This is a genomic window from Stenotrophomonas lacuserhaii, assembly GCF_014836545.1.
Lineage (GTDB): Bacteria > Pseudomonadota > Gammaproteobacteria > Xanthomonadales > Xanthomonadaceae > Stenotrophomonas > Stenotrophomonas lacuserhaii.
Genome location: NZ_JACSQS010000008.1, coordinates 110205 through 126114, shown reverse-complemented (window position 1 = coordinate 126114; position 15910 = coordinate 110205). Strand labels below are relative to the sequence as shown.

Below are 15910 nucleotides of genomic sequence, written 5' to 3'. Positions count from 1 at the left end.
GCGGGGCGTCACGCGCTCCGCTTCACCACGGCAAGCAGGGTCTGCATCAGTTCGTCGCTGGCCTGTGACCTGCTGATATCGCCGTCGGCTGCGGCCTGCGACAACGTATCGGCCGCGCCCAGCACCGCCCACATGCCCGCGTTGGATACTCCCGCCGTGCCCGCGAAGGGGGCGAATATGCGCTGGCACTTTTCAATGAACGCATGCTGGTAACTGCGCTTGACCGCCTGAAGTTCAGGCGAGCCGCCGAGCGCGGCCACCACGGCTGAAATCTCCTGGCCCTGGGTCAGGACGCACTCCACATAACTGGCCGCGACCACCCGCGCTTTTTCGTGCAGCGTGGCCTTGGCAGCGTCAACGGCGGTATCGAAGATCGCCGTCTGTCGCACGTCATAGTCTTCGTAAAGCGCGGCAAGCAGACCATTGCGGGTGCCGAAGTGATCGTAGGCCACCGGCTTGGTGACCCCCGCCGCTTCGGCCAGCCTGCCCAGCGTCAGCTGGTCGGTGCCTTCCTCGCTGATCAGTGCCCACGCCATGTCCAGCAACTGGCGCGTGCGTGCTTGGCGCGGCAGGCGACGGCGAGGGGCGGGCGTGGCGGTGGCGGAGGACTTCGGCAACGACTCAACTCCCGGGGTTGGCGATGCGGCGTCCGATCGCGTGGGCCGTATCCAGATGCGCGACCGGGAAGCCGGGATCCGATGCCAACAGGCGCGCCGAACTGGCGACATTGGCACCACAGTAATCGAAAATGCCATGGTCGATCTGCGTGGCCATGGCCTTGGCGTAACCGTGGCGCTCGATCATCCCCGCGTCGGCGCCACCGTTGGCGACCAGATGCACCTGCAGCCGCTGCAGTTTCTTCTGCACCTTTCCGTCGGGGCCTTCGTCGTAGGCCCAGCCGTTGCTAAAAACGCGGTCGATCCAACCCTTCAGCAGCGCGGGAAACGACCACCAGTAAATCGGGTAGACCAGCACCAGCGTGTCCGCCCGTTCCAGGCGGGCGTGCTCGCGCGCTACATCGTCAGGAGCCGCAGCGCGCTTCTCGAAATAGGCGAGGTCGTCGCTGTTGAACACCGGATCGAAGCGTTCGGCGGTCAGGTCCGCGAACTCCGTGGTAGCGGCTGGGTCGGCGTTGGTGATGCCGTCGGCCACGCGGTGGGCGATGGCATGGGTGAGGGAGGCTGGATTGGCGTGCGAGACCACGATCAGTGCGTGCATGGGAAGTTTTCTTTAGTTACTGTAGGTAATCTACTATAAGTAGATATCCCGCCTGCGCCGTGCACACTGATGGAACGCTGTCAGCTCACCGGATGGTGGTCTTGCGCGCGATGGGGCGATAGCCCTGCCATTCCGGGTGAGGCTGGGTGCCCGATGGGTTGGGCTGCAGGTGCACGTGCAGGCCGCCGAATTCCCCGAGGGCCAGGCAGTTGTCGACCTCGCGCAGGTCATCCTTGTGCAGCTGCTGGGCCCCTTGCAGCAGGCTGCGCCGTGCCTTCGCCTTGGCGCCGGCGGCATCGGCTGCGACGAACAGGCCGAACGCATGCAGCTCCGCCAGGCTGTCTGCGCGGTAGCCGCCCATGTTGACGAAGAACAGCGTGAGCCCGGACGGGTCCGGCTCCGGCGCGAGACGCACGTCGAAGCCATCGGCCCAATCGATGTGCATGTAGCCATCCAGGTGCAGGCTGCCGGGATCGCCGAACCACGCCTTGCGCAGGGCAGGGTAGGCGTCCTGCACGCGGGAAACCGCGGCGAACTGGACGTCGTGCAGTTCGATGTTGGCGCGGCCGGCCGTGCCGCCGATGTAGAACTGGTAGAGGTGTCGGCTGCGGGCGAGTGGGGTGGGCATGGCGAGAGAGCGTACTTGCGGGTGACGCGTCAGCGTAGCTGCAGATCGCAATCGATGCCGTGGGAAGCGTCTGTAGTGCCGCCCTTGGTCGGGCGCTCTTTTCACGGTGCCGACCAAGGTCGGCACTACCGGAGCAGAAGCTGCGCGCTGCAGGGCCAGCCTTCGGCTGTCCGGATCTGCTCCTGCAGATCAGTCGAACCCCGGGGCTTCTCATCTGCCGCTCTCCCCACCAGACAAATAAAAAGGGCCGCCCGATGGGCAGCCCTTTTCATTTGTCTGGCGGAGAGAGGGGGATTGCTGGGTGCATCCGTGCACCCAGCCCTTCCGCGCTGGGCGCTGCAGGGCCAGCCTTCGGCTGTCCGGATCTGCTCCTGCAGATCCGTCGAACCCGCAGGGCTTCTCATCTGCCTCTCTCCGCCAGGCAAATAAAAAGGGCCGCCCGATGGGCAGCCCTTTTCATTTGTCTGGCGGAGAGAGGGGGATTCGAACCCCCGAAGCGCGGTTTAGACGCTTACACACTTTCCAGGCGTGCTCCTTCAACCGCTCGGACACCTCTCCGGATTCCCCTGCGGAACGACAATGCCGTTGCAGGGGCCGCAGATTCTAGCTGGCTGCGCGGCTGGACACAAGGCCCTGCAGTTGCCGACGTAGGGGGCTGGACAGGCGTGGCACAATGGTCGTCCTGATGAAGACGGTGGCCTGATGTCCTATCTCGTCCTTGCCCGCAAGTGGCGTCCAAAGCGTTTTGCCGAGCTGGTGGGCCAGGAACACGTGGTCCGCGCGCTTACCAATGCGCTGGACAGCGGTCGCGTGCATCACGCTTTCCTGTTTACCGGTACCCGTGGGGTGGGCAAGACCACCATCGCGCGTATTTTCGCCAAATCGCTGAACTGCGAACAGGGCACCAGTGCCGATCCCTGCGGCCAATGTCCGGCCTGCCTGGACATCGATTCCGGCCGGTACATCGACCTGCTGGAAATCGATGCGGCGTCCAACACCGGCGTGGACGATGTCCGCGAGGTGATCGAGAACGCGCAGTACATGCCCTCGCGTGGCAAGTACAAGGTCTACCTGATCGACGAAGTGCACATGCTGTCCAAGGCGGCGTTCAATGCGCTGCTGAAGACGCTGGAAGAGCCGCCGGAGCACGTCAAGTTCCTGCTCGCTACCACTGATCCGCAGAAGCTGCCGGTCACCGTGCTCAGCCGCTGCCTGCAGTTCAACCTGAAGCGCCTGGACGAAGACCAGATCCAGGGGCAGATGACCCGGATCCTGGCGGCCGAAGAAATCGAAGCCGACGACAGTGCCATCGTGCAGCTATCCAAGGCCGCCGATGGCAGCCTGCGTGACGGCCTGTCGTTGCTCGACCAGGCTATCGCCTATGCCGGCGGTGCGCTGCGCGAAGACGTGGTGCGCACCATGCTGGGCACGGTGGATCGCACCCAGGTGGCGGCCATGCTCGACGCCCTGGCCGAAGGTGATGGCCAGCGCCTGCTGCAGGTCGTGGCGGCGCTGGCGGAGTTCTCACCGGACTGGAGCGGTGTGCTGGAAGCGCTGGCCGATGCCCTGCACCGCATCCAGGTACAGCAGCTGGTGCCCGGTGCCATCGCCGCCGATGGCCTGGACCTGGGCGGCTTCGCTGCGCGGGTGCGGCCGGAAGTGGTGCAGCTCTGGTACCAGATGGCCCTTAACGGCCGCCGCGACCTGCCGCTGGCGCCGAGTCCGCGCGCCGGTTTTGAAATGGCCGTGCTGCGCATGCTGGCCTTCCGTCCGGCCGCTGCGGTGCCGCCGGTGCCGCGTGCACCGGAAGGTGGCGAAGGTCTGCAGTCGGGTGGTTCGACGGGGGCGGCGAGTGGCTCGGCCGGTTCGACCGGCATCGCCGCCGCACCCGTTGCCGCCGCACCGGCGCCGGCCGTGGAAGCCAGCGTCCAGGCCGCAGCGCCCAAGCCCGGTCCGCTGCCGGACACCACGCCGGTGGAAGATCCCGAGCCAGCGCCGCCGGCACCGGTGAAAGATCCGCCGCCGGCCTCGAATGAACCGGATCTGCCCCCGTGGGAGATCGAAGCGGCCGATGACAGCAACCAGCGCGACGATGCACTGGCGGCCGAACTGGCTGGCCCGGACGCGGCCATGCTGGCGCCGTGGCAGCCACCTGCCGAACCGGCACCGCGCGCTGCGCCCACTGTTGCAGTGGCAGCACCGCCGAAGCCGTTCCGCGCCGAAGGCATCGACATCGCGCCTACCGCCAGGGTGGCCGAAGCAGCAGCCCCGGGCGGTGCTTCGGTGGCATTGGCCTGTGCCGAAGATTGGCTGGAACTGGTGGCTGCCAGTGGCCTGAGTGGGCCTTCGCGGCAGCTTGCCGCCAACGCGGCATTCATCAGTTTCCAGCACGGGGTCTTGAAACTGGGTTTGTCGCCCGGATTTGAGTACCTGAGTTCCGAACGCGCGCTGGGCGCGCTGGCGGAGATGCTGGGCAAGGCGCTGGGTTCGCCGCCGAAGATCGTGGTCGATGCCACGCAGGCGCCGGCCGAGACTCTGCACCAGCGATCAGACCGTCAGCGGGGTGAACGCCAGCAGGCGGCCGAGGCGTTTTTCATGGCCGATCCGGAAGTGCAGGTGCTGATCCAGAAGCACGGCGCGCGGCTCGTGTCCGATTCCATCCGTCCCTTTGAAGAGTAAAGAACCATGCGCGGCAATATCGCCCAGATGATGCAGCAGGCCCAGAAGATGCAGGAGAACCTGCAGAAGGCCCAGGAAGAAATCGCAAAGCTTGAAGTCACCGGCAGCGCCGGTGGCGGCATGGTCAGCGTCACCCTCACCGGTGCCAAGGAATGCCGCAAGGTGCGCCTGGATCCGTCGCTGCTGGGCGACCAGGAAATGCTGGAAGACCTGGTGGCCGCAGCCTTCAACGATGCGTCCAACAAGATCGATGCCGAGTCGAAGACCCGCATGGGTTCGGCCACGGCCGGCATGCAGCTGCCCCCGGGCATGAAGCTGCCGTTCTGATGCAGCGCAGCCGGGCATGGCCCGGCTCTATCCGAGCCGAATGATGTCCGCACCCCTGCTTGACCAGTTGATCGAAGCGCTGCGCGTGTTGCCCGGCGTGGGCCAGAAGACCGCCCAGCGCATGGCGTACCACCTGCTGGAACGCGAGCGCGAGGGCGGCGAGAAGCTGTCCTCGCTGCTGGCGCAAGCGATGGAGCGCATCGGCCATTGCGCGCAGTGCCGCGATTTCAGTGAAAGCGAACTGTGCGCGACCTGCGCCAACAACAGCCGCGAGCGCAGCCAGTTGTGCGTGGTGGAATCCCCCGCTGACCGGCTGGCCATCGAAAACGCGACCGGCTTCCGCGGCGTGTACTTCGTGCTGCAGGGCCGGCTGTCGCCGCTGGATGGCATCGGCCCGCGCGAACTGGGGCTGGAGCTGCTGGGCCAGCGGCTCGATGCCGGCGAGATCACCGAAATGATCATCGCCACCAGTGCCACTGTGGAAGGCGAAGCGACCGCGCATTACCTCGCCCAACTGGCGCGTGCGCGGCAGGTGCGGCCGAGCCGTCTCGCGCAGGGCCTGCCGCTGGGCGGCGAGCTGGAGTTCGTCGATCGTGGCACGTTGTCGCATGCCTTCGGCACGCGCAGCGAAGTGCGGGAATAAAGACAGAAGCATACCCACGCGCGGAGTGCCGACCTTGGTCGGCACCCCCTAAGAGGCGACATCCATGACCAGCGAAACGCTCTTCAGCAAGATCATCCGCCGCGAAATCCCGGCCGTCATCGTCTACGAAGACGAGGAGGTGCTGGGCTTCAAGGACATCGCGCCGCAGGCGCCGGTGCACGTGTTGTTCATCCCGAAGAACGAGGTCATTCCCACCCTGGATGACGTAACGCCGGGGCAGGCGCACCTGATCGGCAAGTTGGCGCTGGCCGCCGCACAGTACGCGCGCGAACAGGGCCTGGCCGAGGACGGTTACCGCATCGTCATGAACTGCCGCGAACACGCCGGGCAGACTGTGTTCCATATCCACCTGCACTTGCTGGCCGGCGCTCCGCTGGGCCACTTCGGCGCGCCCGGCCAGTAAGCGGCGCGCAACAGAAAAAGCCGCCCGAAGGCGGCTTTTTCATTACAGCTCAGGCAGCGCTTACCACCAGCCGTAACGGCCGTAGCCCCACGGGCCCCACGGACCCGGACCCGGGCCCCACGGACCGTACGGATAGGGCACCACATCGACCTGGCGCTGTTCCGGCCACAGGTAGATCACATCGGCGGCGAGCTTGGGCAGGCGATAGTCGTACTCGCCGATCTTGACGTTTTCATAGCCGTCCACGCGGCCGATGAAGGTCACATCGCGGCCTTCTTCGAACACCGCCGGATCATAGAAGCCGGCGCGGCAGGCAACGAAGCGGCCGTCACTGGCGTCGGTGGAACTGGTGGTCGGGCGACCACTGGCATTGAGCGGGCGCGACAGAAGCTGGAAGCAGGTCTGGCCCTGGCCCGGCAGCGTTTCGATGATGCGGCCGCCCCAACGCACCGGCGCGCCCACCTGCTGGGTCGCCACGGTATCGCGCGGGGTCACGGCGGCGAACTGGCCCTGCAGCGGCTTCGGTGCCGTCGCGCAGGCCGCCAGCGCCAGTGAGGCAGCCAGGGGAAGCAGAATCTTGATGTTCATGATGTGGCTCCGGAAGACGGACGATGCCTGCGCAGGTCGGCCAATAATGAAGCGTGGTCGACATGAGTGCCAGCGTAGCGCGCGTGGACGAAACGCTGGCTGAGCGCCAGCAAGGCAGGATCGCTCCGTTGGGCGTCAACGCGGCGTGCCCATTCCATCGCCGGCTCGGACGGTTCACGCGCCAGGCCCTGTCTCGCGTAACGGCGGCCGAGTCGGTGCCAGGCGCGCAGCAACGGGTCGCGCTCGCGTTCGCCGCGGGCCAGCACCCATGCCATTGCCCCCAGCGCCATCAGCGCAATCACCACCAAGCTGGAAATCAGCTGTGCCGGCGACAGGTCCGGCATGCCCAGCGGCCGCAGCAGCTGCTGCTGGCGGGTGGCGTCGAAGGACAGCACCATCTCGTTCCAGCCCCTGCGCAGCCAGTCCATCGCCTGTCCGGTCTGCAGCCAGGCCCCCTGCATGCCGCCCGCTTCGGTGCCCAGGCGATCTTCCAGTGTGTCGTAGATGCGTTCGGGGGCCACCGCGGCGGTGGGGTCCACGCGCACCCAGCCGCGTCCGGGAAGCCATACTTCGGCCCAGGCATGGGCGTCCATGCGCCGCACCACCCAGTAGTCGCCGATCGGGTTGCGCACGCCACCGGCGAAGCCGGTGACAACGCGCGCCGGCACCCCGGCATTGCGCATCAGCACGACGAATGCCGAGCTGAAGTGTTCACAAAAACCCACCTTCTGATCGAACAGGAATTCGTCCACCGCGTTGCGGCCGGGCAACTCGGCATCCAGCGAGTAGGCGAACTCGGCGCGGATCCAGTCCAGGCTGCGACGCACCAGCGCGGCGTCGTCGTTGCCGGCTTCGGTGCGCCACTGGCGAGCGAGCGCAGCGGTGCGCGGATTGAATCCTTCCGGCAACTGCAGCGACAGCTGGCGCTGCCGCGGCGACAAGGACGCGGCGAACACCTGCGGCGGCGCCGACTGCAGCGTCCAGCGGCTCAGCGAAGCCAGTGGGCGATCGCTGACCAGGCTGTAATCGGCGGTCAGTCGCGCGCCGGCCGGTGCACTGTTTGGCAGGTCCAGCGCCACCAGCTGGCGGCGGTCGGTGGGTTCGTAGTCGATGGTGTAGTTCCAGCGCTGCGTACCGGCCTGCACCGGAACCGGCGCGCGCCCTTCATTGCGGCGGTCGCCGATCCATGTGCGGCCATCGAAATGGGTCATCACCGGACCGCGCCAGTAGCGCTGTTCCGCCGCTGGCACCGGTCCATGGAACTGCGCGCGCAGCGCCGGGGTGTCGTCGGCCATCAGGTCCAGCCACTGGCCCGGTTCCATGCTGTCGGACAGGCCCGGCCGGCTGACCGCACGGTCCGGCAGGCCCCACAGCGGCTGTGACAGGCGCGGGAACAACCAGAAGGTTGCCATCGCCAAGGGCAGGCCGATCAGCAGCAGGCGCAGCACGCCACGCACCTGCACGCGCAGTGCCGGCGTGGGTGACCGGCCTTCGACCTGCGCCAGCCGCTGCAGCGCGAGCAGCGCGCAGACGCCGGCCAGGGTGGCCAGCAGGGTGGTCATCGGGCCTTGATCCAGCAGGAAAGCGGCGAACGGGGCGAACAGGGCGAAGCCGAGCAGGCTGCGCGCATCGCGCAGGGTATGCAGTTCGCTGGACTTGATCGCCAGCATCGCCGCCAGCAGCGCACAGCCGGTATCGCGTCCGGGGCGGACGCCCATCTGCACGTAGATCAGGGCGAGCATCGCCAGCACCAGCAACAGCCGCACGGTCACCGGCAGCAGGCCACGACGTGACACCACGGCAGTCAGCAGCGCGACACCGGCGATGGTGGCAGCGAGCACGCTGGGCAGCTGCAGCAGCAATGGCAGCAGGGCCAGCGCGGTGCTGGCCAGGGCCCAGCCACGTGCATGGCGGTCCAGCAGGGAGGGGGCAGGTTCAGTCATGCGGCAGCAGCGCCAGGGCGCGCAGGCAGAGGTGGTGGTGCGAAGCGCCCTGTGCAGGCCCGATGGCCGGCTGGCCTGGCAGCTTCAATGTATAGCGGCGGCCCTCGCGTTCGGCCAGGTCCACCCAGCGCGCAAGCCGGGCGATGCGTTGTTCAGTGCCCAGTCCATGCAGCTGGCGCCAGTCCAGCATCACTTCGATGCCGGCCGGCTTTTCATACTCGCGCACCAGCAGCGTGTCGCGCCGTGCGGAATGCTTCCAGGCGATGCTGCGGCGGGGGTCGCCTGCGCGATAGGGGCGCAGTTGATGCAGTTCTTCGCCGGCCGCATCCATCCTGCTGTGCAGCGGGTCGCTGCCTTGTTCGGGCAGCCCGGGGCCTTGGGTTTCGGCATGCGGATACACCAGCAGCGGTTGGTCCGGCCAGAACCATGACCACGCGCGCACCAGTCCCAGTGGCTGCGTGGTGGACAGGCGGATGCGGTCCAGGTCCAGCCAGCCGCGCTGGGTGGTGGGCAGTTCCAGTTCGGCATCCACCCGGCCGCCAGCGGGGACTGCGGTCCAGCTGTACGCATCGCCGTGGTCAAGTTGCAGGCCCGGGCGGCCGCGCTGTTCGCGCTGGGAAAGTGCAACGCGTACGCGCAGCGGCTGGCCGGCCGCCACCGGTTCGGCACTGACTGCATCCAGGCTCAGCCCGGACAAGGTCAGGTGTGCGCTGATCGCACTGGCCACGCCGGCGCCGGCCAACAGCAACGCCAGCAACAGGGCAGGGTTGTTGTTGTAGTTCAGCGCGCCGAGCAGCATCGCCGCCAGCACCGCCGCCACGAACAGTCCGAAGCGCGTGGGCAGGACGTAGATGCGGCGGCGGTCCAGCCGTTGCGGCAAGGTTTCCGGCTGGCGCGGGCGCGCCAGGTTCATCAGCCACTGCCGGCGCGTAGGCACGGGCACGTTCAATCCACCGGCACCGTCTGCAGGATCGCCTTTGCCAGCGCCGCGCCGGCCGACGACTCGGCTTCGCCGACCAGGCGATGCCCGGCCACGCCGATGAACAAGGTCTGCACGTCTTCGGGAATGACATGCGCGCGGCCCAGCAGCAGCGCGTGCGCCTTCGCTGCACGCAGCAGCGCGAGCCCGGCGCGCGGTGACAGTCCAACGCGCACGCCGGCGTGCTGCCGGCTGCGGGTCAGCAGTGCCTGCACGTAGTCGATCAGCGCATCGCTGGCATGCACCTGCAGCACGGCCTCGCGCAGTGCGCGCACCTGCTGGTCGTCCAGCTTCGGAGTGGCGCGCGCGATCAGGTCGCGACGGTCCACGCCGCGCAGCAGCTCGCGTTCGGCCTCCACGTTGGGATAGCCCATCGCCAGCCGCAGCAGGAACCGGTCCAGCTGCGAATCCGGCAGCGGGAAGGTGCCCGACAGGTCCACCGGGTTCTGCGTGGCGATCACGAAGAACGGGTCCGGCAGGGCGTGGGTCTGGCCATCCAGGGTGACCTGCTGTTCGGCCATCGCTTCCAGCAGCGCGCTCTGCGTGCGGGGCGGCGCGCGGTTGATTTCATCGGCCAGCAGCACGTGGGTGAACACCGGGCCAGGATGAAAGGCGAACTCGCGACTGCCCGGATCCAGGATCGACACACCGAGCACGTCGGCCGGCAGCAGGTCGGACGTGAACTGCACACGTTGGAAGCCCAGTCCCAGGCTGGAGGCCAATGCGTGGGCGAGGGTGGTCTTGCCCAGGCCGGGCAGATCTTCGATCAGCAGATGCCCGCCGGACAGCAGGGCGACGAAGGCCAGTCGTACCTCGTGGGCCTTGCCCAGCACCAGGGCGTTGACCTGTTGTTGCGCATCAAGCAGAGCCTGACGCAGTTCATCGGTTAGCATGCGGGGCACGGGGGGCGAAGAATCCATCGTCGTCTCTGGCTCGGTCTTCCTTCGATTCTATAGAGCAATGCAGGGCGAACAACGCGCACGCACGATATTTCTGTGGCTATGGACACTGATCACGGCAGTGAAGCTGGTCGTGGCCGCACGCCTGCCGCTGTTCGTCGACGAGGCCTTCTATTGGCAGGAAGGCCAGCACCTGGCCGCCGCCTATTCGGACCTGCCGGGCCTCACCGCGTGGCTGGCCCGGCTGGGCGTGGAGATCGGCGGGCACCATGTCCTGGCGTTGCGCCTGCCCTTCCTGGCCATCGGGGCCTGGTTGCCTTGGGCGGTATCGCGCATCGCCACGCGCTGGTTCGGCAACGTGGCCGGCTGGCAGGCCGGCAGCCTGACCCTGCTGATGCCGCTGTCGGCCACGCTGGGCATGTTGGCCGTGCCGGACGTGCCGATGGCGATGGCCGCGGTGCTATGCCTGGGGGCCGGCGCGCGCTTGCTGCACACGGTGGATGCCGCAGCCGCGATGCGCTTGGCGCTGGGCCTGCTGATCGGCGCGCTCAGCCATTACCGCTTCATCGGCGTGATCGCCGTCGGTTTCATCGCCCTGCTGATGTTGCCGCAAGGCCGCCGGATGCTGCGCGATCCGCGCATCTGGGTGGCGCTGGCCGTTGGCGTGCTGGCATGGCTGCCGTTGCTGGCATGGAATGCGGACAACCATGAGGCAGGGCTGAAGTTCCAGATGGTCGATCGCCATCCCTGGGATTTCCAGTGGACCGGGCTGTGGTTCCTGGTGATCCAGCCGATGCTGGTGACCCCGCTGCTGTGCGTGGCGATGTGGAAAGTGGCCGTGGCCGGCACGCGTGCCGGAGGCGGTGCGCGCGCGCAATGGCGTTACTTCGGGCTGGTTGGTGGCGTGTCCACGCTGGCGATATTCGTGCTCGGCTTCTTCACCGACGTGGAACGCATCAGTTTCCATTGGCCGCTGCCGGGCTACCTGGCGCTGCTGGTGGCCGTGCCGGTGGTGCTCAATGGCTGGCCGCGCTGGCTGCGCCGCACGGCATGGTGGACCGCCGGGGTGGGCTTGGCGTTGGCTTTCAGCTACTACCTGACGGCGTCTTCGCCGCAGCTGCGCGAGCAGTTGGCCGGTTACAAATATTACCCGCGCAATTTCGCCGGCTGGCAGCCGCTGGCCGATGCCGTGCGCGAGGAATTGCAGCAGATGCCGCCCGGCACCAAGGTGCTGGCCGGCAACTTCAAGGTCGGTGCGGAGCTGGGCTTCCAGCTGGGCGATGCCGATATCGCGGTGTTGCCACATCCGCTCAACGACAAGCATGGGCGCAGCGTGCAGCTGGGCTTGTGGGGCCAGCTGCACGATGGCAAGCGCGATGGCCCCCTGCTGCTTGTGCTTTCGCCCAGCGACCAGCGTTACCGTGAACTGCTGGACCGCTATCACGCAATCTGCGGCCAAGTCGGTCCGCTGCCGCCGCCGCGCGTGGTCAGCAGCGACCATGGCTTCCAGCGTTTCCTGTTGATCCGCCTGCCGGCCCAGCGCGAGGAGGGGCCGTGCATTACGCCGGCGATGGCCTGGTTCGATGCGCCGTCCTCCGGTGATGTCGTGGCGGCGGACCTGCACGTGCGCGGCTGGGCGTTCAAGGACGGCGTCGGGCTGTCACGCGTGGAAGTGCTGCTGGACGGACGCGCGGTGACCGATGCGGTGTACGGGCGGGCCTTCGACATCCGTCCGGCGTGGCCGCAGTCCAATGATCCGCAGCATCCCAACGTAGGCTTCGATGCTCACCTGGACACCCGCAAACTGGCGCCGGGACGGCACTGGCTGGGCCTGCGCCTGCATGGTCACGATGGCAGCGTGGAGCTGTGGCAGGAGCAACCCTTCGTGGTGCCCGCGCGCTGACGACTGTCAGCGGGGTGGGTGAGGACCTGGTGGGTGACGACCGTTGGTGTGATGGGTGACGACCGTTGGTCGTCACGCTCTTCGCCGGGGTCGGGAAAGGCCCGGTGACGACCAACGGTCGTCACCCACAGCAGCAGACCTCACACCGCCGCGATCCGTCGGTTTAGTAGGTGACGACCTTGGTCGCCACTACGGTATCGGGATTCCCGCTTGGCGCAGCAGTGCGCACAGCGCGATCAGCGGCAGGCCCACCAGCGCGGTCGGGTCGCGGTTGTCGATGGCCTCGAACAGGGCGATGCCCAAGCCCTCGCATTTGAAGCTGCCGGCGCAGTCCAGCGGCTCTTCGGCGTCCACGTAGCGTGCAATCTCAGCCTCGGTCAACACGCGAAAGCGCACCGTGGTGGTATCCAGCGCCTCCCTGCGTTCTCCGTCGCGCATGAGACAGATCGCCGTATGAAACTGCACTGCGGCCCCGGACATCCCGGCCAGCTGCGCCCGGGCGGCTTCCACCGTGCCCGGTTTACCCAACGGCTGGCCTGCCAGATCGGCCACCTGGTCCGACCCGATCACCCATGCGCCCGGGTGCCGCCGGGAGACCTCGGCCGCCTTGGCTGCCGCCAGGCGTACCGCCAGCGCGGCCGGGACCTCGCCGGGCAGGGGGCTTTCGTCCACCTGCGGGCGTGCGCAGTCGAAGGGCAGGCGCAGCCGTTGCAGCAGCTCGCGGCGGTATGGTGAAGTAGAGGCCAGCAACAGGGTATTCATGCGTGGAATCAGGGCTCTGGGCCACCCAGTCTGGCCCCTGGCTGAGGCCCGCCACAAGCCTGAAGCTGCAGGTAATTGACAGCGGCCGCGACGGTCCTTAACATTCAGCGGCTTATGTCCGCGAACGTGCCCGAAACGCTGGATGCTTGGCGGATGGTCGCAGCGCGAAGGCGCTTCGACGGCCAGGTCGATCTGGCTCAATTCACCCGCCTGCAAGGGCTTGTTGCCGATGCTGAAGGTCAGTGCACGTATGCACTGGAATTCTCGCACGACGACATCCTGCGGGTATCCTATGTGGAATTGACCATCGATACCGAGCTGCCGCTGATCTGTCAGCGCAGCCTGCAGCGTTTCCTGCTGCCGGTGAAGCTGGTGCAGAAGATCGGCCTGATCCGCGAGGAAGACGAGGAATCGTCCCTTCCGGAGGACTTCGAGGCCCTGCTGGTGCCTGAAGATGGCCAGCTTGTGCCGCTGGAGCTGGTCGAAGACGAACTTGTGTTGGCGGTCCCGGTGGTACCCCTCTCGCCCGATGGCGAGGCGGTGGACCAGGAATGGGCCCCGACGAAGGAAGAAACCGACAAGGTCAACCCGTTCGCGGCGTTGGCAGCGTTGAAGAAGAAGTAAGGTCGGGCTGGCCTGACCGAGCGAATATGCAGCCGGGTATCGTCGGCGGCTGCGGCGAAAGCGAAAAGTGTGCTGGGCGCTGGCGTCCTGTGCGACGAAACGACGAAGAACATCGAACCGAGTTTGGAGCAATCCCATGGCTGTGCAGAAATCCCGTGTCACCCCGTCCCGCCGCGGTATGCGCCGTGCGCATGACGCCCTGAGCGCAAAGCAGCTGTCGACCGACCCGACCACGGGCGAAGTGCATCTGCGTCACCACATCACTGCCGATGGTTTCTACCGCGGCAAGAAGGTCATCCAGACCAAGACTTCTTCCGTCGAAGAAGATTGATGTGAGTGAAGGCCGCTGCCGTGCCGGCAGCGGCCTTTGCCGTATCCCTCCGGGCACCGGCAACGGCCGCCCGCGCAACAGGAATGTCGATGAGCAAGCGGATCTACTCGAGGATCGCGGGCACCGGTAGCTATTTGCCGGAGAAAGTGCTGACCAACGCCGACCTGGAAAAAATGGTCGAGACGTCGGACGAGTGGATTGTTTCGCGCACCGGCATCAAAGAGCGGCATATCGCCGCCGCAGAAGAAACCACCAGCGACCTCGGCTACCACGCTGCGGTGAAGGCGCTGGAAGCGGCCGGCATCGATGCCAGCCAGCTGGACATGATCGTGGTCGGTACCACCACGCCCGATCTGATTTTCCCGTCCACCGCGTGCCTGATCCAGGCCAAGCTCGGTGCGACCGGTTGCCCTGCCTTCGACGTCAACGCGGCCTGTTCCGGCTTCGTGTTCGCGCTGGGCGTGGCCGATAAATTCATTCGTTCCGGTGATGCACGCCATGTGCTGGTCATCGGGGCGGAAACCCTCACCCGTATCGTCGACTGGAATGACCGCACCACCTGCGTGCTGTTCGGCGACGGTGCCGGTGCGGTGGTGCTGAAGGCCGACGAAGACACCGGCATCCTCAGCACCCACCTGCATTCGGACGGCAGAAAGAAAGAACTGCTGTGGAATCCGGTCGGCGTTTCGGCCGGTTTCGGCGAAGGCGAGCAGGCACGCGGCGCGATCCTGATGAAGGGCAACGACGTCTTCAAGTACGCGGTGAAGGCGCTGGATTCGGTGGTCGACGAGACCCTGGAAGCCAACGCGCTGGGCAAGGCCGACCTGGACTGGTTGATCCCGCACCAGGCCAACCTGCGCATCATCGAAGCCACTGCCAAGCGCTTGGACATGTCCATGGACCAGGTGGTGGTGACGGTGGACAAGCACGGCAACACGTCGTCGGCTTCGGTGCCGCTGGCGCTGGACCATGCGGTGCGCTCGGGCCGCGTGAAACGCGGCCAGCTGCTGCTGCTGGAAGCTTTTGGTGGCGGCTTCACGTGGGGTTCGGCACTGCTGCGCTATTGATAGCGCCAGTTGCGACATCGTTAAAACGTCGTTACGGCCCTTCGGGGCCGTACTGCGTTATGGAGGATCCCCATGGTTGAGCCGATTACCCTCGAAGGGCAACGGGCCTGGTTGAAGCAGTACGGCGAAGGCAGTCGCGCGGTCGCGCTCGGCCTGCTCAATTTCGTCGCCCGCCGTTTCCATCTGGATGCGCTGCGTCCGCCGCCGCACCGCGGTGGTGATGCCGCGCGGCAGACCGAAGCGCGCCGGCTGGGCGAGCTGCAGGCGCAGGGCGTGAATGTGCCGACGGTACTGGGCAGTGGCCACGCCGCGCTGGTGCTGGGCGACAACGGCAGCTCGTTCAATACCTGCCTGCGCGAGGCCGATGACGCCGGTCGCGATGTACTGGTGTCCGCAGCGATGCAGGCGATGGCGGCAGCGCATGCGCGCGGCGCGTATTTCGGCCAGCCGCTGCCGCGTAACCTGACCTGGGACGGGCAGCGCGTGGGCTTCATTGATTTCGAAGAAGACCCGCTGGAAGTGATGGACCTGGACCAGGCGCAGGCGCGCGACTGGCTGATGTTCGGCTATGGGGTGGCGAAGTACTACGCCGATCGCCCGCAGCAGCTGCAGGCGATGATGGCCGCCGCGATGGACGGTGCGCAGGCGCCGGTGCGCGAGCACGCGCATGCGGTAACCGGGCGGCTGCAGCGCTTGGCCAAGGCCGGCCTGGGCCTGGGCCGTTCGGCGCGTGCGCTGGCCCACGCCATCCTGATCGTGCATGGCGCCACCACGCTGGGCGTGCTGATGGTGCTGGTGGTGTGCGTGGACTGGTTGGCCGATGGCCAGCTGGACCTGCTGGAACTGCTGACCTGACGCAGGGTAGTGAAGGCCCCCGCCGAGCATGGCTCGGCGC

At 66.9% G+C, this 15910-nt stretch carries 17 protein-coding genes and 1 tRNA gene; 9 read left to right on the top strand and 9 right to left on the bottom strand.

Annotated features, from left to right (window positions below; genetic code table 11):
• Window positions 1-8: 8 nt before the first annotated feature.
• The 4 genes from H9654_RS09805 to H9654_RS09790 all read right to left on the bottom strand — a co-directional run bounded on the left by H9654_RS09805 (window position 9) and on the right by H9654_RS09790 (window position 2404).
• Entirely contained in the window at window positions 9-572 is a 564-nt protein-coding gene (locus H9654_RS09805) for a TetR/AcrR family transcriptional regulator (RefSeq protein ID WP_406833464.1), read from the bottom strand.
• 49 nt (window positions 573-621) lie between these two features.
• Complete coding sequence (locus H9654_RS09800) at window positions 622-1218, bottom strand: NAD(P)H-dependent oxidoreductase (protein ID WP_191770687.1); 597 nt, start codon at window positions 1216-1218, stop codon at window positions 622-624.
• Between the two features lie 85 nt (window positions 1219-1303).
• Window positions 1304-1846, bottom strand: coding sequence for a DUF1543 domain-containing protein (locus tag H9654_RS09795; RefSeq protein WP_191770686.1), 543 nt, complete (start codon window positions 1844-1846; stop codon window positions 1304-1306).
• Window positions 1847-2311: 465 nt separating this feature from the next.
• Window positions 2312-2404: transfer RNA gene (locus H9654_RS09790), tRNA-Ser, on the bottom strand.
• A 144-nt stretch (window positions 2405-2548) separates the two neighbouring features.
• Between H9654_RS09790 and dnaX the strand changes: the two genes are divergently transcribed.
• From dnaX to H9654_RS09770, 4 genes are all read left to right on the top strand, one after another.
• Complete coding sequence (gene dnaX / locus H9654_RS09785) at window positions 2549-4525, top strand: DNA polymerase III subunit gamma/tau (RefSeq protein ID WP_191770685.1); 1977 nt, start codon at window positions 2549-2551, stop codon at window positions 4523-4525.
• Window positions 4526-4531: 6 nt separating this feature from the next.
• Window positions 4532-4852: a YbaB/EbfC family nucleoid-associated protein gene (locus H9654_RS09780; protein WP_042613371.1), complete on the top strand. Its 321-nt coding sequence runs from the start codon at window positions 4532-4534 to the stop codon at window positions 4850-4852.
• 43 nt (window positions 4853-4895) lie between these two features.
• The gene (gene recR, locus H9654_RS09775) at window positions 4896-5495 is read left to right on the top strand and encodes a recombination mediator RecR (protein WP_182656931.1); all 600 of its coding nucleotides are present in this window, start codon (window positions 4896-4898) and stop codon (window positions 5493-5495) included.
• A 64-nt stretch (window positions 5496-5559) separates the two neighbouring features.
• Window positions 5560-5919: a histidine triad nucleotide-binding protein gene (locus H9654_RS09770; RefSeq protein WP_191770684.1), complete on the top strand. Its 360-nt coding sequence runs from the start codon at window positions 5560-5562 to the stop codon at window positions 5917-5919.
• Between the two features lie 60 nt (window positions 5920-5979).
• Here the strand turns inward: H9654_RS09770 and H9654_RS09765 are convergent, their stop codons facing one another.
• Genes H9654_RS09765 through H9654_RS09750 form a run of 4 tightly spaced genes read right to left on the bottom strand, consistent with a single transcriptional unit; the run spans window position 5980 to window position 10349 of the window.
• Window positions 5980-6507, bottom strand: coding sequence for a Slp family lipoprotein (locus H9654_RS09765; protein ID WP_057506959.1), 528 nt, complete (start codon window positions 6505-6507; stop codon window positions 5980-5982).
• On the bottom strand, window positions 6504-8450 hold the full coding sequence (locus tag H9654_RS09760; RefSeq protein WP_191770683.1) for a transglutaminase TgpA family protein: 1947 nt from the start codon (window positions 8448-8450) through the stop codon (window positions 6504-6506). Before H9654_RS09760 ends, H9654_RS09765 begins: the two co-directional genes overlap by 4 nt.
• The gene (locus tag H9654_RS09755; RefSeq protein ID WP_191770707.1) at window positions 8443-9363 is read right to left on the bottom strand and encodes a DUF58 domain-containing protein; all 921 of its coding nucleotides are present in this window, start codon (window positions 9361-9363) and stop codon (window positions 8443-8445) included. Before H9654_RS09755 ends, H9654_RS09760 begins: the two co-directional genes overlap by 8 nt.
• Before the next feature lie 32 nt (window positions 9364-9395).
• A complete protein-coding gene (locus tag H9654_RS09750) occupies window positions 9396-10349 on the bottom strand; it encodes an AAA family ATPase (RefSeq protein ID WP_191770682.1) in 954 nt (317 codons plus the stop codon).
• A 40-nt stretch (window positions 10350-10389) separates the two neighbouring features.
• Between H9654_RS09750 and H9654_RS09745 the strand changes: the two genes are divergently transcribed.
• Complete coding sequence (locus H9654_RS09745) at window positions 10390-12231, top strand: ArnT family glycosyltransferase (RefSeq protein ID WP_191770681.1); 1842 nt, start codon at window positions 10390-10392, stop codon at window positions 12229-12231.
• A 189-nt stretch (window positions 12232-12420) separates the two neighbouring features.
• Here the strand turns inward: H9654_RS09745 and H9654_RS09740 are convergent, their stop codons facing one another.
• Window positions 12421-12993, bottom strand: a complete 573-nt coding sequence (locus H9654_RS09740) for a Maf family protein (RefSeq protein ID WP_191770680.1) — start codon at window positions 12991-12993, stop codon at window positions 12421-12423.
• 114 nt (window positions 12994-13107) lie between these two features.
• Here H9654_RS09740 and H9654_RS09735 point away from each other — a divergent pair, with 114 nt between their 5' ends.
• From H9654_RS09735 to H9654_RS09720, 4 genes are all read left to right on the top strand, one after another.
• Window positions 13108-13617, top strand: a complete 510-nt coding sequence (locus H9654_RS09735) for a YceD family protein (RefSeq protein WP_042613379.1) — start codon at window positions 13108-13110, stop codon at window positions 13615-13617.
• A 136-nt stretch (window positions 13618-13753) separates the two neighbouring features.
• Entirely contained in the window at window positions 13754-13948 is a 195-nt protein-coding gene (gene rpmF / locus H9654_RS09730; RefSeq protein WP_042613380.1) for a 50S ribosomal protein L32, read from the top strand.
• 89 nt (window positions 13949-14037) lie between these two features.
• Entirely contained in the window at window positions 14038-15015 is a 978-nt protein-coding gene (locus tag H9654_RS09725) for a beta-ketoacyl-ACP synthase III (protein WP_191770679.1), read from the top strand.
• Window positions 15016-15087: 72 nt separating this feature from the next.
• On the top strand, window positions 15088-15870 hold the full coding sequence (locus H9654_RS09720; protein ID WP_191770678.1) for a BUD32 family EKC/KEOPS complex subunit: 783 nt from the start codon (window positions 15088-15090) through the stop codon (window positions 15868-15870).
• Window positions 15871-15910 lie beyond the last annotated feature (40 nt).